The following is an 18,750-nucleotide window of genomic DNA, read 5'->3' as shown; positions in this document are numbered from 1 at the left end:
ACTCATTCCTCCTCGAGCCTTCGGGGCGCCACCAGGACCGTGCGGTAACGCGCCACCGTTACCAGCCCCGGACGAGCCCCCTTGGGGCGGTGAACCTCACGCCCCTCGGCGACCATGACCTCCACCTTGCTGTCATCCTTGCCCCGCGAATACCCGGCGGCCAGGGACGCCGCGAACATCAGGTCCTCTTCGGGGATCGCGCCTTTGTGCGCGGCGCGCTTCAATACCAGGTGGCAGCCGGGAATCTGCCAGGCATGAAACCACAGATCGTCGGGCTCGGCCAGGTGGCGGCTGAGGTAATCGTTGGTGCGGTTGTTCTTTCCCCAGTACAGGACAAAACCTCCGGGGGTTTCGGTTTTGCGGAGCTGGTCGCGCGGATCGGCCACTTTTCTGCGCGAGACCGGTCCGGCCGGGGGCTGGATCAGGCCCGCCTCCTCCAAATCGCGGCGAACGGCATCCACCTCGGCTGGGGTCTGTGCTTCCTCCAGGGCGAGCGCCGCCTCTTCGAGCCAGGCGAGCTCTTCGCGACTCTCCTCGATGCGGCGGGCCACATGACTCACGCCCCGCTTGCCTTTTTTGAACCCCTTGAAATAGCGCTGGGCGTTTTCCTGGGGGCTGAGCTGCGGATCGAGTTCGATGGTTACCGGTGCCGGGGGATCCTGATAGTAATCGTCGAGAACGACCTCGACCATCCCCTTGCGTACCCGGTGCAGATTGGCCAGCAGCAGTTCGCCCAGTTGCCGCTGGCGGTCGAAGTCTTCGAGAGACTCCTGCTCGGACTCTATCTTTTCCAGCCGGCTACGCAGTTTTTTCAGCCCCTTGCGAAGCACCGTCTCCAGTTCGCCCCGGTCTCCTACCCTGCCCACCTCGAAAGCCTGTGCATAATAGTATGCGTCGGCAGCTTCGCTCATGGTGGCGAAACTCCGCGCATCGCTCAGCTCCAGAGCGGGCAGCGCAAAGGCGCTGAGGACCGCCTCGCCGTTCAGGGTGCCCAGCGTGGGTGCAAAGCGCTTGTCGAGCCACTGGCCTCGGAATTCGCCCAGCGCCGCGGCAGGGCTGGCGCCGTCGGCCACCAGGGCCGCCAGGTTGCGGGCCACCAGGGGCGCCATGGGGATGACCTGGCCGCTCAACCAGGAGGCAAAAGGCAGATCCGTCGGGATCTCGGGAACCCCCGATTCCAGCCACATCCCCTCTCGGGGCTGAGGCGCCTGGTAGCGCTCTCCCGGCAACAGGCTGCGTTTGCCGCCTTCGCCCTGTACCCGGTGCAGCGCATCGATGATCCGTCCAGCGGCGTCGAGCAGCAGCATGTTGGCCTGACGGCCGAACAGTTCAAGGACCAGCCGATACTCCTCGCCGCCGGGCCCGGCGAAATCGAGATGCATGATCCGTTCCCCGGGGACCTGGGCCAGGCTCAGCAGCCGCCCCAACCGGGCCCGCAGCAGCTGGCAGAACCGCGGCGGGGTGAACGGGTTGGGATAGGAGCGGGTGGTCAGGTGGATCCGGCTCAGGCGTGGCGCGGCCGAGAGCAGCAGGCGCAGCTCTTCGCGGCCGGTCCAGAGCCGAATGATGAGATCGTCGGGGCCGGGCTGGTGAATCTTGTTGACTCGGGCCCCGGCCACCCGTTCCTGCAGCTCCCTGGTGACCGCTTCTATGGAAAAGATATCCATGCTGCCTCAAAGAATCAGTGGTTTACTGCGGCGGCCTGCCGCTGCGCCTTCGAGCATATCCAATAAGGGGAAAAGCCACAAGTTTTCCCTTTGATTACCGGGAAATTCTGCTATCATCCGGGCTTCGGATGATCAAATCCCCATGCAGAAGGAGGGTATGCCGTGAAGGAAAGCTGGAAGATCGAAACCCAGGCCATCCAGGGGGGCTATTCCCCCGAGGCCACCCAACCCAGGATACTGCCCATCATTCAGAGCACCACCTTCAAGTACGACAGCGCCGAGCATGTGGCCAAGCTCTTCGATCTGGATGCGGCCGACCACATGTATTCGCGCATCAGCAACCCGACCACCGCAGGTTTCGAGGGGAAAATCGCCCTGATGGAAGGGGGCGTGGCGGCCCTGGCCACCTCGGCCGGACAGGCCGCGTCGACCCTGGCCATCTTGAATATTTGCCGCTCGGGGCAGCACGTCGTCGCCGCCAGCACCCTGTATGGTGGCACCTACTCGCTGTTCGCCAACACCCTGCCGAAAATGGGCATCGAGGTCACTTTCATCGACCCCAACGCCTCCGCGGAGCAGATCAAGGCCGCATTTCGCGCCGAGACCCGGGCGCTGTTCGCCGAGACCATCGGCAACCCGGGATTGAACATCCTCGACTTTGAAAAATTCGCCGCCGTCGCAAAGGCCAAGCAGGTGCCGCTGATCATCGACAACACCTTCGCCACCCCCTTCCTCTGCCGCCCCCTGGAGCATGGGGCCAATATCGTGGTTCATTCCGCCACCAAGTATATCGACGGCCACGCCACCAGCGTCGGCGGAGTCATCGTGGACGGGGGGAATTTCGACTGGAGCAACGGCCGCTTCCCCGAGTTGACCGAGCCCGATCCCAGCTACCACGGCCTGCGCTACGTGGAGAAGTTCGGTCCCCTGGCCTACATCGTCAAGGCCCGGGTTCAGCTGATGCGCGACCTGGGGACTTGCCCCGCGCCGATGAACTCCTTTCTGTTCAACCTGGGACTGGAGACGCTGCCCCTGCGCATGGAGCGCCACAGTGAAAACGCCCTGAAGCTGGCCCGCTTTCTGGCACAGCACCCGAAAGTCTCCTGGGTGAACTACCCCGGGCTGGAAAACCACCCCAGTTACCAACTCGCCAAGCGTTACCTCCCCAAGGGGTGCAGCGGCGTGCTGACCTTCGGCATCAAGGGCGGGGTCGAATCCGGCGCGAAGTTCATGGAAAACTGCCGGCTGGTAGCGCTGGTGGTGCACGTCGGCGACGCCCGCTCCTGCACCCTGCACCCGGCCAGCACCACCCACCGCCAGTTGACCGAGCAGCAGCAGAGCGCCTCGGGCGTGACTCCCGATCTGATCCGCATTTCGGTGGGGATTGAACACATTGACGACATCATCGCCGACGTCGACCAGGCGCTGCTGAACAGCTGATTCAGCTTCCCCTTCCGAGCGGGGACCGGCCAAGGTCCCCGCCTGTTTCCCCCCCGCCGCCCTCATCCTGCCCCCGCTGCTTGACCCGATCACGCATTCTTCTAGACTTGAACCTGAATCCGTGATTTCAGACCGGGCACCCACCTGCCCCGACCCCACGGAATCAAATAGAAAATAAAGCGCCGCGACCCGCCACATGGTTCTTGACAAGCCCGGTCATGCATGATACGGATCTAGCTCTTGGCTTTCTTGACTTTTTCACTTGCTTTTTAACTGGCAGGTCGAATTTCTTTATCCATCTTTTACAAGGAGAATGCGCATGTCAGAAAATCCCTCCCACGGAATCGGCACCAAGGCCCTGCATGCCGGGCAGGTTGCCGACCCCGCGACCAACTCGCGCGCGGTACCCATCTACCAGACCTCGTCCTACGTTTTCAACTCCTCCGAGCACGCCGCCAACCTGTTCGGCCTCAAGGAGTTCGGCAACATCTATACCCGGCTCATGAACCCGACCACCGACGTGCTGGAGAAGCGCCTGGCCGAGCTCGACGGCGGCGTCGGCGCCCTGGCCCTGGCCTCGGGGTCTTCGGCCATCACCCTGGCCATCCTCAACCTGGCCAAGTGCGGGGACAACATCGTCGCGACGAGCTTTCTCTACGGCGGCACCTACAACCTGTTCCACCACACCCTGAAGCGCATGGGGATCAGCGTCAAGTTCGTCGACTCCACCAACCCGCAAAACATCGCCGCGGCCATCGACGACAACACCAAGGCGGTATTCACCGAAACCATCGGCAACCCCAAGAACAACGTCGATGACTTCGAAGCCATCGCCAAGGTGGCCCACGACCACAAGCTGCCCCTGATCGTCGACAATACCGTCGCCACCCCTGCCCTGTTCCGCCCCATCGAGCACGGCGCGGACATCGTCTGCTACTCGCTGACCAAGTTCATCGGCGGCCACGGCACCAGCATCGGCGGAGCGGTGGTCGACAGCGGCCGCTTCGACTGGTCGAGCGGCCGCTTCCCCGAGTACACCACCCCCGACCCGAGCTACCACGGGCTGGTCTACCACGAGGCCCTGGGGAACCTGGCCTATATCCTCAAGATGCGCATCACCCTGCTGCGCGACATGGGGCCCTGCCTCTCGCCTTTCAACAGCTTCCAGTTCCTGCAAGGGCTCGAAACCCTGCACGTGCGCATGCCTCGCCACTGCGAAAACGCCCTGCAGGTGGCCCGTTTCCTCGAGCAGCACCCCAATGTCGCCTGGGTCAACTACCCGGGGCTGGAGAGCCATCCCGACCATAACCGGGCCCAAAAATACCTCCCGGCGGGCCAGGGCGCGATCCTCGGTTTCGGCATCAAGGGCGGCGCCCAGGCCGGCGCCAGGTTCATCGACAACGTCAAGCTGGCAAGCCACCTGGCCAACATCGGCGACGCCAAGACCCTGGTCATCCACCCTGCCACCACCACGCACCAGCAGTTGACCGCCGAGCAGCAGCTGGCCGCCGGCGTTACCCCGGATTACGTCAGGGTTTCGGTGGGCATCGAGGATGTCAGGGACATCATCGCCGATCTCGACCAGGCACTGAAAGCCAGCCAGGGCTGACCCGCCAAACCGAAAACTACCTGCTGACCCGAAAAGGCAGGCCGCTCGACGGCCTGCCTTTTTATTGCCCTCGCCCTGGGTCCATGCTAGTATCTCCCGGCAATTACTCTTTAATCTCTTACCCTTCGCCGACTGTCCAGGATGTGAATCGTGGACCTTCCGGGCGGGAAACTCCAGATTGATGGTTCCCCAGCGTTTCTTTCGCAACCTGCTAGAATACGGTCTATTTATGGGCCTTGCCACGCTTTCCCGAGCGCTGCCCCGGGATACGGCCATGCGTTTCGGCAGCCGGCTGGGAGTGGCGTCCCGCCACCTGCAGAAAAAACGGGCACAGACCGCCACCGACAACCTGCAGCGGGCCCTTCCCGAGCTGTCCAGCAGGGAAATCGAGGAGATGGTGGCAAGGACCTTTGCCCACCTCGGCTGCAGTGCGGTGGAGATGCTGCGCCTGGACATGTTCAGGGATAAGGCCGACCTGGAGAAATATTTCAGCATCTCCGGCCTCGAACACCTGCGCGCTGCCTACGACCTCAACCGTGGGGTTTTTCTGCTCTCCGGCCATCTGGGGTTCTGGGAGGTAGGTACCTTTTTCCTGCCCCTGCTCGGTTTTCCCGTGGATTTCGTCGCCAAGCGCATGAAAAACCCCTACGTCGATCGGTATTTTTCCAGACTGAGGGAGGCGGGGGGCGGTAGTCTCATCGAGAGCCGCCGCGGGGCGAGGAAGATCGTCCGCGCCCTGGCAGCCAACCGGGGTGTGGCGGTGCTGCTCGACCAGCACATCAAACCGAGCGAAGGGGTAGAGGTCAACTTTTTCAATCGACCCGCCTACACCACCCCGATCATAGCCCAGATCGCCCTGAAGCATGGGATCCCCGTGGTGCCGATGTTCGCTTACCGGACCCCGGACTTCCATTACCGGGTTGAGATCCAGCCGATGCTCCGACTCGGCAGCGAGGTCAGCCCCAAGGCGGTCCAGGCCTGCTCGCAGCGGTTCACCGACCAGATCGAACAGGCGGTACGCCGGGAGCCTTGCCAATGGTTCTGGGTCCACAGGCGTTGGCGCGACCGCTCGGGTTCGGCCCAACGGTAACCAGGAATGCAGGCCATGTCATCGCCGCAGAAACCGTTTCACATCGTCCTGATCGAACCCGAAATTCCGCCCAACACGGGGAATATCGCCCGCCTATGCGCCGCCACGGGCAGCGTTCTGCACCTGGTGGGGAAACTCGGATTCTCCATCGACGACAAGCATCTCAAACGGGCGGGCCTGGATTACTGGGAGCATGTGGCCCTGCGGCGCTGGGAAACCCTCGATGAACTGCGGCAAGCCTATCCCGGGGGGCGCTGGTGGCTCACCTCGAAAAAGGCCGAGAGATCCTACACCGAGGTGGACTTTCGCCCCGGCGATTTCATTCTCTTCGGCAAGGAGACCCAGGGGCTGCCGGAGGAGTTGCTTGCGGCTCATCCCGATTGCGCTATCCGGATTCCCATTTTCTGCGCGGGTGTGCGCAGCCTCAACCTCTCCACCGCCGCGGGCATTGTGCTCTACGAGGCGCTGCGCCAGGACGGGCGGCTGTCCTGAACCATTTTTGCAGAGAACCAGGGGGGTGAGTCATGTCGGACAAACGGAACAAACACCGCTACCCGAAACGGTTGCAGATCCGCTTCGGACCTGAATCCCCTGAAAAGGTCGCCTACACCGGGGATCTTTCCGAAGAAGGGTTGTTCGTCCGCACGGTGGTGGCAAAATTCATTCACGGGAAAGTACTGATCGAGATTTCCACCCCCGAAGGGGACCCGGTGATTCTCGAGGCCCAGATCCGCTGGGCCAAACGGGTGCCGCCGCAGATGATCCACAAATACCCCAAGGCGGGCCTGGGGTTGCGGATCACCCGTTTTATCTCCGGCGAGGAGCGCTACCGCCACATCATCGAGAACCTGGCGATAGATCCGGTTTGAGGCCTACAAAAAAAGGCGCCCCTTGGGGCGCCTTTTTAGCTGGCAGAAACCTGTTCAAATCAGCTCACTTTCGATGCGGATCAGCCGGGTCGGCTCCTGGATGACCTCCAACTGGTCGATCTCGGCCAGGGCCTTGCGGATGTTGGCTTCGCTCGCCTCGTGGGTCATGATCACGATGGGAACCGCCTCGCCGGCCTGCTGCTCGGGCTGAATCATCGAGGCGATGCTGATCTCATACTGCCCCAGGCGCGAGGAGATCTGGGCCAGCACCCCGGGCTTGTCCAGCGCGGTGAAGCGCAGATAATACTGGCTGACGATATCCGCCATGGCCTTGACCGGGTAGGCGGCAATATTCTGGCGCTGATACCCCATGGCCGGGGTGCGACCGGCGCCGCCTGCGTCGAGATTCCGCACGATGGCCATGACGTCCCCCATGACCGCGCTGGCGGTGGCATCCATTCCGGCGCCATGTCCGTAGAGCATGACCGGCCCGACAAAATCGCCAACCAGCCGCACGGCGTTGAAAACCCCATCGACATCCGCCAGGGGGTAGTTGAGCGGGATCATGGTCGGCTGAACCCGGGCCTCGATCTCGCCGTTGTCCTTCTTGCCGATGGCGAGCAGCTTGATCTTGTACCCGAACTGCCTGGCGAACTGGATGTCCAGGGCGGAAATCTGGCTGACCCCCTCGGTGTAGATATCCTCGAAGCGCACCCGGGTGCCAAAACACAACGCGGTGAGAATCGCCAGCTTGTGAGCGGCATCCACCCCCTCGATGTCAAAGGTGGGATCGGCCTCGGCATACCCTTTGGCCTGGGCGTCCTTGAGCACGCTGGCAAACTCGGCGCCTTCGTTGGTCATGCGGGTCAGGATATAGTTGCAGGTCCCGTTGAGGATGCCGAAAATGCTGCGGAAGTTGTTGGCGCAGAGGTTCTCCTTGATCGCCGAGATGATCGGGATACCGCCGCCGACCGCCGCCTCGAACATGACCTGGACCCCTTTTTTCTCGGCTGCGCTGAAAATCTCCTCGCCGTGCAGGGCCAGCAGGGCCTTGTTGGCGGTCACCACGTGCTTGCCGTTTTCGATGGCCTTGAGAACAAAGCTCCGCGCCGGCTCGTAGCCGCCGATCAGCTCGATCACGATATCAATGGAGGGGTCCGTCAGAACCTGCTCGGCGCTGGTGGTGAGGATGGCGGGGGCGACACTGATGCCGCGGTCGGTGGTGATATCGAGATCCGCGATCCGAGCCAGGGTGAGTCTGGCGCCGAGGCGTTTCTCCAGCAGTTCGGCGTTGTTCTGGAATACCCTGACAACCCCCTTGCCGATGGTGCCGAACCCGAGCAGACCTGCCTTGATTTCTTTCATAACAGCCCTTTCCCAAAACTTGTCAGTATATTATCCCGCCGCGGCCTCGGTTTGCCACGACCCACCGGACCCTAATGCCCGACCGGCCGAACCGACAGGCTGCAGTCGAGCCCCTTTTGCAGATAAGCGTCGCATGCCTCGATAACCAGCAGATTCAGGTCGGAGACATCCATCCCCCCCTCCGGGGCCAGACAGACCGCGACCTGCCTGAAACCGGCCTCGCGCACCGTTTCGAAAAGGTGCCTGAGCAATCCGCGAAAGGCCTCCCCGCCAAGGCCCTGGTGCTTGCCACCACCGACAAAGAGCACCCATTGGGCGGCAATCTTGCCGTTGCTGGCGACCAGCACATGCTCGCCGGCATGCCCGGCGACCTCCTGCCTCAGCAGCAGGTCGGTCAACATGCCATTGAGCCTCCAGTCGAGCAGGGCCGCAGGCCCCTGCAGCGGCCGCTCGTCCTCGAAATAAATCGCGGCAACGGCCTCCACCGCCAGCAGGTCGGCGGGAAGATCCACCACCTTGAGCTGGTTCATTGGGTCTTTTGCCGATGCACCCGGGATATCTTGTCCAGAATCCCGTTGATAAAGGCGGGAGTTTCCTTGGTTCCGTACTGCTTGCCCAGTTCGATCGCCTCGTTAATCGCCGCGTTGGACGGCACATCGGGGCGGTAGAGCAATTCGTAGGTGGTGAGCCTGAGCAGTGAAAGATCGACCCTGGCCATTCTCTCGAGGGCCCAGTTAGTGGAGAATTCCTCGATGATGGTATCGATTTTCTCCAGGTTGGCGGAAACCCCCAGGACCAGGTCTTCGGCGAAACGCCGCACCTCGGCAGGCACCGGTTCCTGGACCTCGTCCTTGGCTTCACCAAGCACATCGTCGTTGAAACGGAAATTGGTCCAGAACTCGCCCAGCAGGTTTCTCACCTTCTCTTCGGAATCCTGAACCTGAAGACTGTAGATCATTTTCAGGGCGTATTCCCGCCCACTTCTGCGAACCCCTTTGCCCATGATCTTCTCAGAGTGCTTTCAGCAGGTTGACCATCTCGATGGCGGTGGCGGCGGCTTCGGCACCCTTGTTGCCGGCCTTGGTCCCCGCGCGCTCGATGGCTTGCTCAATGTTGTCGGTGGTCAGCACGCCGAAGGCGATCGGCACCCCGGAATCCAGGCTGACGCTGGCAACCCCCTTGGAGACCTCGGCGCTGACATAGTCGAAATGCGGGGTCGCCCCGCGGATGACGGCCCCCAGGCAGATCACCGCATCGTAGCGCCCGGACTCGGCCATTTTCTTGGCGGTCAGGGGAATTTCAAAGGCCCCCGGAACCCGTGCCAGTTGAATATCCTGGTGGTCGGCGCCATGCCGCACCAGGGCATCCATGGCCCCCTCGACCAGCCTTTCGCAGATAAAGCTGTTAAAGCGGCTGACCACGATGCCAAAGCGCAGGCCCTTAGCATCGAGTTTCCCTTCAAAAGTCTTGGTCATCACAATTTCTCCAAAAAAATCGCGGGGCAAACCCGCTCAAAGCGGGAGGTTGTCAGAGATTCTCCAGCAGGTGACCCATCTTTTCCCGCTTGGTTTTTAGGTACTTGATGTTGGACCCGGTCGGGGCCACCTCGATGGGAACCCGCTCGACAATTTCAAGCCCGTAACCCTCGAGTCCGACGATCTTCTTCGGGTTGTTGGTCATGAGCCGGATCTGGCGGACCCCCAAATCGAAGAGCATCTGGGCGCCGATCCCGTAATCGCGCAGGTCGGCTTTGAACCCGAGCACCTCGTTGGCTTCCACGGTGTCGTGCCCCTGGTCCTGCAGGGCGTAGGCCTTGAGCTTGTTGATCAGGCCGATCCCCCGCCCCTCCTGGCGCATGTAGAGGACCACCCCAGCGCCTTCCTTGTCGATCTGGGCCATGGCGGCATGCAGCTGGTCGCCGCAGTCGCAGCGCTGGGAGCCGAAAACGTCGCCGGTCAGGCATTCGGAATGGACCCGGACCAGGACCGGCTTGGCGGGATCGATCTCGCCCTTGACCAGGGCCAGGTGCTGGGCCCGGTCCACGTCGTTCTCGTAGGCGATGGCCTTGAAATCGCCGCCGAAGGGGGTCGGCAGCACGGTTTCAGCCGCCCGCCGCACCATCATCTCCTTGCGCATGCGGTAGGCGACGATATCGGCGATGGTGACCACCCGCAGGTCGTGTTTCTTGGCGAAGGCCCGCAGCTGGGGCATGCGCGCCATGGTGCCGTCATCGTTCATGATTTCGCAGATGACGCCGGCCGGCTTGAGCCCGGCCAGCCGCGCCAGGTCCACCGACCCCTCGGTCTGCCCCGCCCGCACCAGCACGCCGCCCTTCTTGGCGCGCAGGGGAAAGACATGCCCGGGGCGGGCCAGGTCGGCAGCGGTGGTGGCGTCGTCGATGGCCACGCTGATGGTATGGGCGCGGTCGGCCGCCGAGATGCCGGTGGTAACCCCCCGCCGGGCTTCGATGGAAACGGTAAAAGCGGTGCCGAAGGAGGAGGTATTCTCCCGCACCATCAGCGGCAGTTCGAGAAAGTCGGCGCGCTGCTCGGTAAGCGACAGGCAGATCAGGCCGCGGCCTTCCTTGGCCATGAAATTGATGGCTTCGGGGGTGACCATTTCCGCGGCCATGGTCAGATCGCCCTCGTTTTCCCGGTCCTCATCATCGACCAGGATCACCATCTTGCCCTGGCGGATGTCTTCGAGGGCGGCTTCGATGCGTGCAATTGGCATGGGTTCAACTCCTTTGTGTGACTCGCAAATATGTCACAGAAAACCATGCTTGGCAAGGAATTCAAGATTCAGCGGCTTGCGCTCCTGGCCGCCGGAGTCGCCCTTGAGAAGCCGCTCGACGTATTTGCCGATCAGGTCGGTTTCGATGTTGACCAGGTCGCCGACCACCCGCTCCTGCAGGGTCGTCATGGCCAGCGAGTGGGGGATGACCGCTACGGTGAAGGACTCGGCGGTAACGCTGTTGACCGTCAGGCTGATGCCGTCGACGGCGATCGAGCCCTTCTCCACGACATAACGGGAAATTTCTCCCGGGACGGCAAAGCGAAAGCGGACCGCGTTCCCCTCCTGGTAGCGCTCGGCGATCTCGGCGACGGCGTCGATGTGGCCGCTGACCAGGTGCCCGCCGAGCCGGTCGCTGAGACGCAGGGCGCGCTCCAGGTTGACGCGGCTGCCGGGCGAGATCCGCCCGAGATTGCTGCGCGAAAGGGTTTCGGGAGAGACGTCGGCGCTGAAGGTGCCGCCGCCGAAGGCGACCACGGTCAGACAGATGCCGTTGACCGCGATGCTTTCGCCCATGCGGATCTCCTCCATGGGCAAGCGGGTAGCCACCTTGAGCCGCACGCTGTCGGCACCGCGCTGCATCTCCCGTATGCTGCCCAGATCCTCGATCAGCCCGGTGAACATGGCCGCACCTCCCCTTCCACAAGAATGTCGTCACCGAACCGGGTGACTCGCAGGTCCTCCAGCAAGCGGGCCTCGGCCAGCCGCTCGACCCCCGCCCCGGCGAAGATCCCCTTGCCCCCGAAGCCGCCGAGCAACTTGGGCGCGACAAACAGCATGACCCGATCGACCAGCCCGGCTTCGAGGGCCGCGGCGTTGAGGGTGGCGCCCCCCTCCAGCAGCAGGCTCTGGATGCCCCTGGCACCCAACTCGCGCATCAACTCTGCCAGACCCACCCGCCCGTCCTTCCCGGGAACCACCAACACGTCGGCGCCGCCGGCACGCAGCCGGGCAACCTTTTCCGCAGGCGCCTCTGCGGTGGTGGCAATCAGGGTGGCGGCCGCGGACTCGAGCCTGAGCATCGCCGCATCCTCGGGAATCCGCAGCCGGCCGTCGACCACCACCCGCAAGGGATCCCGCCCTCCTTCGGGCAGCCGGGTGGTCAGCCTGGGATCATCGCGCAGCACGGTGCCGATGCCGACCATGATGGCATCGACCCGATCCCGCAGCCGATGCACGAAAAGCCGGCTCTGCTCGTTGGAAATCCACTGGGAGTCCCCGCTGCGGGTGGCGGTGTTGCCGTCCAGGGTCATGGCCGATTTGAGGATCAGGTAGGGGCGGCCGCTGGTCACGTGCTTGGCAAAGGGCGCGATCAGCCGCCGGCATTCACTCTCGAGAATCCCGGTCGTCACCTCGATGCCGGCACTGCGCAGCATCTCGATGCCGCGCCCGCTGACCAGCGGATTGGGATCCCGGGTCCCGACAAACACCCGCGCCAGGCCGCCGGCGATGACCGCTGCGGCGCAGGGGCCGGTTCGTCCGTGATGGGAGCAGGGCTCGAGGGTGACGTAGAGATCGGCGCCGCGGGCGAGGTCGCCGGCCTGGCGCAGGGCGAAGATTTCGGCGTGGGGCTGGCCGGCCTGGGGATGAAAGCCCTCGCCGACCACCTGGCCGTCGCGCACGATGAGCGCACCGACCGCGGGATTGGGGCGGGTCCGGCCCTCGCCCCGGCGGGCCAGGTCCAGGGCCAGTCGCATGAAGCTTTCGGTTGAGGGCATGGTCTCCATACGGGAATGCTTTTCAGGCGGGGGGCGTCCCACCTCCCTTGGCGAGAATTTCGGTCAGTTCCCGCATGAATTCGTTGATGTCCTTGAACTGCCGATAGACCGAAGCGAAGCGCACATAGGCAACCTCGTCGATCTCATGCAGGGCCTCCATGACCTTTTCGCCGATGCGGCTGGCGTCGATCTCCTTGTCGCCGCACTCCTGGAAATAAACCTCCAGCCGCTCCACCATTTTCTCGATGGTGGCGATGGAGACCGGTCTCTTCTCGCAGGCCTTTTTCATGCCGCTGATGATCTTGGTGCGGTCGAAGGGCTCGCGCCTGCCATCCTTTTTCACCACCAGCGGCAGGGTCTCCTCGATCCGTTCGTAGGTGGTGAAGCGCCGCTCGCAGTCCACGCATTCACGGCGCCGGCGAATATTGTTCCCCTCTTTGCCGAGACGCGAGTCGATGACCTTGGTATCGGCGAAGCCGCAGAATGGACATTTCATTTGCCGACCTCCCTGCCTCCGGCGAGCAACTCTGCAAAAGCCATCACCTCGATCCCGGACTCGCGGAGCATTTCGGTGGAGAGATTGTCCGGATACCCCTCCAGATAGACGATTCTCGTCACCCCGGCGTTGATGATCATCTTGGAGCAGATCACGCAGGGAGAATTGGTGCAGTAGATGGTCGCCCCGCCGATGTTGATGCCGTGCTTGGCCGCCTGGATGATCGCATTCTGTTCGGCATGCAGGCCCCGGCAGAGTTCATGGCGTTCACCGGAGGGGACCCCGAGCTTCTGCCGCAGGCAGCCGACTTCGGAGCAGTGGGTGATCCCCGAAGGGGTGCCGTTGTAGCCAGTGGCCAGGATGTTCTTCTCCTTGACCACCACGGCGCCGACCTGGCGGCGCAGGCAGGTCGAGCGCCTGGCCACCAGTCGGGCGATATCCATGAAGTACTCTTCCCAGGAGGGGCGCTCCATCTAGACCAGCCGGTGGGCGTAGAGGGGGAATGCCTGGCAGAGTTCCTTGATTTCCTCGCGGATGCTCTCCAGTTCCGCCTCATTGCCGATGTTTTTCAGGGCCCGGCCGATCCATTCGGCCACCTTTTCCATTTCGGCCTCTTTGAGGCCCCGGGTGGTGGTTGCCGGCGTGCCGATGCGGAAGCCGCTGGTCACGAAGGGCGAGCGGGTGTCGAAGGGAACGGCGTTCTTGTTGACGGTGATCCCGGCCATCTCCAGGGTCTCTTCGGCCACCTTGCCGGTGATCTCGGTGCCCGAGAGGTCGACCAGCATCAGGTGGTTGTCGGTACCACCGGAAACCAGATTGAAGCCGCGTTTCATCAGCCCGGCGGCAAGAGCCTGGGCATTGTCCACCACCTGCCGCGCGTATTGCTTGAACTCGGGGGCGAGGGCCTCCTTGAAGGCCACAGCCTTGGCGGCGATGACGTGCATCAGCGGGCCGCCCTGGATACCGGGGAAGATGTTGCTGTTGAGTTTTTTGGCAAACTCCTCGCGGCACAGGATCATCCCGCCGCGGGGGCCGCGCAGGGTCTTGTGGGTGGTGGTGGTGACGAATTCGGCGTAGGGAACCGGGTTGGGATGGACCCCGGCGGCGACCAGCCCGGCGATGTGGGCCATGTCGACCATGACCATGGCGCCGACCTTGTCGGCAATCCGCCGGAAGGCGGGGAAGTCGATCTCCCGGGGGTAGGCGCTGGCGCCGACCACGATCAGCTTGGGCTTGTTCTCGACCGCCAGCCTTTCGACCTCCTCATAGTCGATGGTGCCGGTCTCCTTTTTCACGCCGTAAGGCACGATGTTGTACAACTTGCCGGAAAAGTTGACCGGAGAACCATGGGTCAGGTGGCCGCCGTGGGCCAGGTTCATCCCCAGTACCGTGTCTCCCGGCTGGCAGGTGGCGAAATAGACGGCCATGTTGGCCTGGGAACCCGAATGGGGCTGCACGTTGGCGTGCTCGGCGCCGAACAGCTGGCAGGCGCGATCGATGGCCAGCTGCTCAGCCACGTCGACGAACTCGCAGCCGCCATAATAGCGCTTGCCGGGGTAACCTTCGGCGTATTTGTTGGTCAGCACCGAGCCCTGGGCCTCGAGGACGTTTTCGCTGACGAAGTTTTCCGAGGCGATGAATTCCAGGTTGTACTCCTGGCGTTCGGTCTCCCTGACGATGGTGGCGGCGATTTCCGGGTCAAATTGATTGAGCATGTCGGACATGTTCCTTATCCTCCGGGCAGGTTAGAAGCGCCCTGTCATTGCAGTTGGTTGGAAAACGAATGGGCAGGCCGGCGGCCTGCCCATTCGGCTCTTGAGCCGTTTAGATTCTGCCCTGCCGAACGTCCTGTTCTATCTGGGCGATTTTTTCCAGGCGTCTTTGGTGCCGCCCCCCTTCGAAGTTGGCGTCCAGCCAGGCGGCAACCATGTCGCAAGCCTCCCGGGTGCTCAACACCCGCCCCCCCATCACGATGATGTTGGCGTTGTTGTGCTCCTTGGACATGCGCGCGGTGAATTCATCGCTGATCAGGGCCGCCCGGACACCGGGAAACTTGTTGGCGACGATGGACATGCCGATCCCGGTACCGCAGATCAAGATCCCCTTCTGCGCCTCCCCAAGGGAGACGGCGCGCCCCACCTTGGCCCCGTAGTCGGGATAGTCCACCGAGTCGCCGTTCATGGTTCCCAGGTCGCGCACCTCGATCCCCCGGCCCTCGAGGAAGTTCTTGATGGATTCCTTGAGTTCGAGGCCCCCGTGATCACTGGCAATGAGAAACATCCCGGAGCCCCCTTAAACCTTGCGGAACAACAGGGTGGCGTTGGTGCCGCCGAACCCGAAAGAGTTGCTGAGCACCGCGCGAACCTGGGCCCGCCGCGCCTCGTTGGGCACATAGTCGAGATCGCACTCGGGGTCCACATCCTGGTAGTTGATGGTGGGCGGGACCTCCCCACGGTCGATGGCCAGCACCGAGTAGACCGCCTCGATCCCCCCGGCGGCGCCGAGGGCGTGGCCGGTCATGCTCTTGGTAGAACTGACCATCACCTTGCCGGCCTGTTCGCCCAGGACCGTTTTGATGGCCTTGGTCTCGTACAGATCGTTGAAGGGGGTCGAGGTGCCGTGGGCATTGATGTAATCGACCTCCGAAGGGGCGAGCCCCGCTCCGGCCAGGGCCATCTTCATGCAGCGCGCGGCCCCCTCGCCCTCGGGCGCGGGAGCGGTCAGGTGATAGGCGTCGCTGGTCAGCCCGTAGCCGATCACCTCGGCGTAAATCTTGGCGCCGCGCTTCTTGGCCATCTCGTATTCTTCGAGAATCACGATCCCGGCACCCTCGGCCATGACGAAGCCGTCGCGGTTCTTTTCGAAGGGGCGGCTGGCCTCGCCGGGCGATTCGTTGCGGGTGGACAGGGCCTTCATGACGTTGAATCCGCCAACGGCCATGGGAGTGATGGTCGATTCGGTCCCCCCGGCAATCATCGCATCGGCATCGCCGCGCTGAATCATGCGGAAGGCGTCGCCGATGGAGTGAGTCCCGGTAGCGCAGGCGGAAACCGACGACACATTGGGGCCCTTGGCGCCGTAACGGATGGAAATCTGCCCCGGCGCGAGGTTGATAATCAGCATGGGGATGAAAAAGGGGCTGATTTTCTTGTAGCCGCCTTCCATCATCGCCTGGTGGTATTTCTCAATCGTGGGCAGACCGCCCAGGCCCGAACCGACGAGGACTCCGACGCGTTCGGCATTTTCGTCGGTGACCTGCAAACCAGAGTCCTGCATGGCCATATCTGCGGCGCCCATGGCGTACTGGATAAAGAGGTCCATTTTCTTGACCTCTTTCTTGTTGATGTACACCTCGGGGTCGAAGTCCTTGACTTCACCAGCGATCTGGGTCGGCAGGTCGGAAGCATCAAAGCGGGTAATGCGGTCGATGCCGGATTGGCCCTTCATCAGGGCGGTCCAGTTTTTCTCGACTCCGGTACCAAGGGCGGAGACAACCCCAACCCCCGTGACGACGACTCTACGCATGATGGATAGATCCCTCTCCGTCGGGCCTTAAACCCTTTTCTGAGAAATTGTAACCCAAGCCGTTGAGAAATAACAACTTTCCCCCACGGCCAAGGTTTATTCCGGTAATGTTTCTGCCCCTTGGGGCAAGGAGGAGGAAACACCCGTCTCCTCCTCCCCTCTCAAGCGCCTCAGGAATTTTCGCTGATGTAGTCCACAGCATCCTGAACGGTCTGGATTTTTTCAGCGTCTTCGTCAGAGATCTCGATGTCGAACTCTTCCTCCAGAGCCATGACCAGCTCGACGGTATCCAGGGAATCGGCACCCAGGTCGTCCATGAAGGACGCCTCGTTGGTAACCTGCTCCTCGTCAACACCCAACTGCTCGGCAACAATCTGTTTTACTCTTTCAGCAATAGAAGCCATCTGCTTCACCTCCTTGTTGATGTTCGCGCCGATTCCAAATCGAGCGAATTTTATGTTCCTTGATTAACTGCAGCCCTTTTACATATGCATGCCGCCGTTCACGCCCAGCACCTGCCCGGTGATATACCCGGACTGGTCGGAGGCGAGAAACAATACGGCATGCGCAATATCTTCAGCTTCTCCCAGGCGCCCGAGGGGAATCTGGGCCGCCAGCTCCTGGCGGGTCTTTTCGGGGAGTTCGTCGGTCATGTCGGTAGCGATGAATCCGGGAGTGATGGCGTTAACCGTCACGTTGCGCCGGGCCAATTCGCGGGCGACCGATTTGGTCAGGCCCAGCAGCCCCGCCTTGCTGGCGCAGTAGTTGGCCTGGCCGGCGTTGCCCATCTCTCCGACGACCGACGAAATATTGATGATCCGGCCGCTGCGCTGCTTGCTCATGACCTTGGCCGCGGCCCGGGTGCAGAGAAAAGCCCCTTTGAGGTTGACGTCGAGCACGACATCCCAATCCTCATCCTTCATCCGCAGCAGCAGCCCGTCCCGGGTAATCCCTGCATTGTTGACCAGAACGTCGACCCGGCCGTAGGCCTTTACGGCGGCATCGACCAGCTTGTCGGCATCGGCGGTCACCGCGACGTCGCCAACCACCGCGAGGGCTTCCCCCCCCTGGCCCTGGATCTCCGCGACCAATTCCTCGAGGAGCTGCGCATTGCGCGCCGAGGCCACGATCCGCGCCCCCTGGGCGGCGAGTCTCTGTGCCACGGCCCGCCCAATCCCCCGGGAGGCGCCGGTGACGATGACTACCTTGTCTTTGAGCATTTCGATCTCCTGTTTCGGGCTCAGAGGGCCTTGAGCCCGCTGGTGTCTTCGACGCTCTGCGCAGCGCAGCCCTTGGCAATGCGTTTGATCAGGCCGGAGAGAACTTTGCCGGGGCCGATTTCGACAAACCGGTCCACGCCAAGCTCGGCCATCCGCGCAACCGATTCCTCCCAGCGCACAGGAGCGCTGACCTGGGTCACCAGGAGCTCCCGCACCCGCCCGTGATCCTCGTTGGGCGCTGCCTCGACGTTGCTGACCACCGGCGGCTTCATCGCCGACACCCTGATCCCGTCGAGCACCTCGCGGAGCCTCTCGCCGGCAGGTGCCATAAGGGAGCAATGGAACGGAGCGCTGACCGGCAGCGGCAGGGCGCGCTTGGCTCCACGTTGCCTGGCCAGTTCCATGGCCCGCTCGACCGCACCGGTGTGGCCGGCGATCACCACCTGGCCGGGGCTGTTGAAGTTGGCCGGGGAGACCACGTCCCCCTGTGCAGCCTCAGCACATACCGCAGCCAGCACATCGCTGTCAAGCCCCATGACCGCAGCCATGGCCCCGACCCCTACGGGCACGGCCTCCTGCATGAAGGTGCCGCGCTGGCGAACGGTGCGGACCGCATCGGCAAACTGCAGCGCACCACTGCACACCAGGGCGGAATATTCCCCGAGAGAGTGGCCGGCGGCATAGGCAGCGGCCAGACCCGTCTCCTGCTCCACGACCCGCAGTGCCGCAACGCTGACGGTCAGAATTGCCGGCTGGGTATTCGCAGTCAGCTTGAGATCTTCCTCGGGGCCGTTGAAGCAGAGCTTCGCCAGGTCGAACCCGAGCGCATCGTTGGCTTCCTCGAATATCTGCCGGGCGACCGGAAAGTTTTCGGCCAGATCCTTCCCCATCCCGGGGCTCTGGGAACCTTGCCCGGGAAATACAAAAGCGATCATCGGATTGGTGCTCCTTTTCCTCT

The 18,750-nt window shown here is 62.8% G+C and carries 21 protein-coding genes; 5 read left to right on the top strand and 16 right to left on the bottom strand.

From position 1 onward, the window contains the following. Positions 1-2: 2 nt before the first annotated feature. The gene (locus DESUT3_RS09410; protein WP_221252227.1) at positions 3-1,667 is read right to left on the bottom strand and encodes an Rqc2 family fibronectin-binding protein; all 1,665 of its coding nucleotides are present in this window, start codon (positions 1,665-1,667) and stop codon (positions 3-5) included. Positions 1,668-1,829: 162 nt separating this feature from the next. Here DESUT3_RS09410 and DESUT3_RS09405 point away from each other — a divergent pair, with 162 nt between their 5' ends. From DESUT3_RS09405 to DESUT3_RS09385, 5 genes are all read left to right on the top strand, one after another. Continuing rightward, positions 1,830-3,107, top strand: coding sequence for an O-acetylhomoserine aminocarboxypropyltransferase/cysteine synthase family protein (locus DESUT3_RS09405; RefSeq protein ID WP_221252226.1), 1,278 nt, complete (start codon positions 1,830-1,832; stop codon positions 3,105-3,107). A gap of 319 nt (positions 3,108-3,426) precedes the next feature. Then, positions 3,427-4,716, top strand: coding sequence for a homocysteine synthase (locus DESUT3_RS09400; RefSeq protein ID WP_221252225.1), 1,290 nt, complete (start codon positions 3,427-3,429; stop codon positions 4,714-4,716). A 181-nt stretch (positions 4,717-4,897) separates the two neighbouring features. Further along, positions 4,898-5,806 carry a lysophospholipid acyltransferase family protein gene (locus DESUT3_RS09395; RefSeq protein ID WP_225911664.1) on the top strand — a complete coding sequence of 303 codons (909 nt, stop codon included), beginning with the start codon at positions 4,898-4,900 and terminating at the stop codon, positions 5,804-5,806. A 15-nt stretch (positions 5,807-5,821) separates the two neighbouring features. Then, positions 5,822-6,298, top strand: a complete 477-nt coding sequence (locus tag DESUT3_RS09390; protein WP_221252223.1) for a tRNA (cytidine(34)-2'-O)-methyltransferase — start codon at positions 5,822-5,824, stop codon at positions 6,296-6,298. Positions 6,299-6,330: 32 nt separating this feature from the next. Then, positions 6,331-6,675, top strand: a complete 345-nt coding sequence (locus DESUT3_RS09385; protein ID WP_221252222.1) for a PilZ domain-containing protein — start codon at positions 6,331-6,333, stop codon at positions 6,673-6,675. A gap of 54 nt (positions 6,676-6,729) precedes the next feature. Here the strand turns inward: DESUT3_RS09385 and DESUT3_RS09380 are convergent, their stop codons facing one another. The 15 genes from DESUT3_RS09380 to fabD form a co-directional block, all read right to left on the bottom strand. Continuing rightward, positions 6,730-8,040 (bottom strand): homoserine dehydrogenase, encoded by a 1,311-nt coding sequence (locus DESUT3_RS09380; protein WP_221252221.1) that lies wholly within the window; start codon positions 8,038-8,040, stop codon positions 6,730-6,732. A gap of 71 nt (positions 8,041-8,111) precedes the next feature. Further along, complete coding sequence (locus DESUT3_RS09375) at positions 8,112-8,570, bottom strand: M17 family peptidase N-terminal domain-containing protein (RefSeq protein WP_221252220.1); 459 nt, start codon at positions 8,568-8,570, stop codon at positions 8,112-8,114. Beyond that, complete coding sequence (nusB, locus tag DESUT3_RS09370; protein WP_221252219.1) at positions 8,567-9,043, bottom strand: transcription antitermination factor NusB; 477 nt, start codon at positions 9,041-9,043, stop codon at positions 8,567-8,569. The genes DESUT3_RS09375 and nusB overlap by 4 nt, the downstream gene beginning before the upstream one ends. Positions 9,044-9,050: 7 nt before the next feature. After that, positions 9,051-9,515 (bottom strand): 6,7-dimethyl-8-ribityllumazine synthase, encoded by a 465-nt coding sequence (ribH, locus tag DESUT3_RS09365; RefSeq protein ID WP_221252218.1) that lies wholly within the window; start codon positions 9,513-9,515, stop codon positions 9,051-9,053. Between the two features lie 52 nt (positions 9,516-9,567). Further along, complete coding sequence (locus DESUT3_RS09360; RefSeq protein ID WP_221252217.1) at positions 9,568-10,773, bottom strand: bifunctional 3,4-dihydroxy-2-butanone-4-phosphate synthase/GTP cyclohydrolase II; 1,206 nt, start codon at positions 10,771-10,773, stop codon at positions 9,568-9,570. Between the two features lie 33 nt (positions 10,774-10,806). Beyond that, positions 10,807-11,457 (bottom strand): riboflavin synthase, encoded by a 651-nt coding sequence (locus DESUT3_RS09355; protein ID WP_221252216.1) that lies wholly within the window; start codon positions 11,455-11,457, stop codon positions 10,807-10,809. Continuing rightward, the gene (gene ribD / locus DESUT3_RS09350; RefSeq protein ID WP_318836018.1) at positions 11,442-12,551 is read right to left on the bottom strand and encodes a bifunctional diaminohydroxyphosphoribosylaminopyrimidine deaminase/5-amino-6-(5-phosphoribosylamino)uracil reductase RibD; all 1,110 of its coding nucleotides are present in this window, start codon (positions 12,549-12,551) and stop codon (positions 11,442-11,444) included. The genes DESUT3_RS09355 and ribD overlap by 16 nt, the downstream gene beginning before the upstream one ends. 22 nt (positions 12,552-12,573) lie before the next feature. Next, entirely contained in the window at positions 12,574-13,047 is a 474-nt protein-coding gene (nrdR, locus tag DESUT3_RS09345; RefSeq protein ID WP_221252214.1) for a transcriptional regulator NrdR, read from the bottom strand. Beyond that, complete coding sequence (locus DESUT3_RS09340) at positions 13,044-13,520, bottom strand: deoxycytidylate deaminase (protein WP_221252213.1); 477 nt, start codon at positions 13,518-13,520, stop codon at positions 13,044-13,046. The genes nrdR and DESUT3_RS09340 overlap by 4 nt, the downstream gene beginning before the upstream one ends. Then, on the bottom strand, positions 13,521-14,771 hold the full coding sequence (gene glyA / locus DESUT3_RS09335; RefSeq protein ID WP_221252212.1) for a serine hydroxymethyltransferase: 1,251 nt from the start codon (positions 14,769-14,771) through the stop codon (positions 13,521-13,523). Between the two features lie 100 nt (positions 14,772-14,871). Further along, positions 14,872-15,327, bottom strand: a complete 456-nt coding sequence (gene rpiB / locus DESUT3_RS09330; protein WP_221252211.1) for a ribose 5-phosphate isomerase B — start codon at positions 15,325-15,327, stop codon at positions 14,872-14,874. A gap of 12 nt (positions 15,328-15,339) precedes the next feature. Next, positions 15,340-16,572: a beta-ketoacyl-ACP synthase II gene (gene fabF / locus DESUT3_RS09325; protein ID WP_221252210.1), complete on the bottom strand. Its 1,233-nt coding sequence runs from the start codon at positions 16,570-16,572 to the stop codon at positions 15,340-15,342. Positions 16,573-16,742: 170 nt separating this feature from the next. Continuing rightward, complete coding sequence (acpP, locus tag DESUT3_RS09320; RefSeq protein WP_225911693.1) at positions 16,743-16,997, bottom strand: acyl carrier protein; 255 nt, start codon at positions 16,995-16,997, stop codon at positions 16,743-16,745. A gap of 57 nt (positions 16,998-17,054) precedes the next feature. Continuing rightward, the gene (gene fabG / locus DESUT3_RS09315; RefSeq protein ID WP_221252208.1) at positions 17,055-17,792 is read right to left on the bottom strand and encodes a 3-oxoacyl-[acyl-carrier-protein] reductase; all 738 of its coding nucleotides are present in this window, start codon (positions 17,790-17,792) and stop codon (positions 17,055-17,057) included. Positions 17,793-17,812: 20 nt separating this feature from the next. Then, positions 17,813-18,727 (bottom strand): ACP S-malonyltransferase, encoded by a 915-nt coding sequence (gene fabD, locus DESUT3_RS09310; protein ID WP_221252207.1) that lies wholly within the window; start codon positions 18,725-18,727, stop codon positions 17,813-17,815. Between the last annotated feature and the right edge of the window lie 23 nt (positions 18,728-18,750).

This window comes from Desulfuromonas versatilis (genome assembly GCF_019704135.1).
GTDB lineage: Bacteria > Desulfobacterota > Desulfuromonadia > Desulfuromonadales > NIT-T3 > Desulfuromonas_A > Desulfuromonas_A versatilis.
This window is presented reverse-complemented; position numbering and strand designations above follow the sequence as displayed.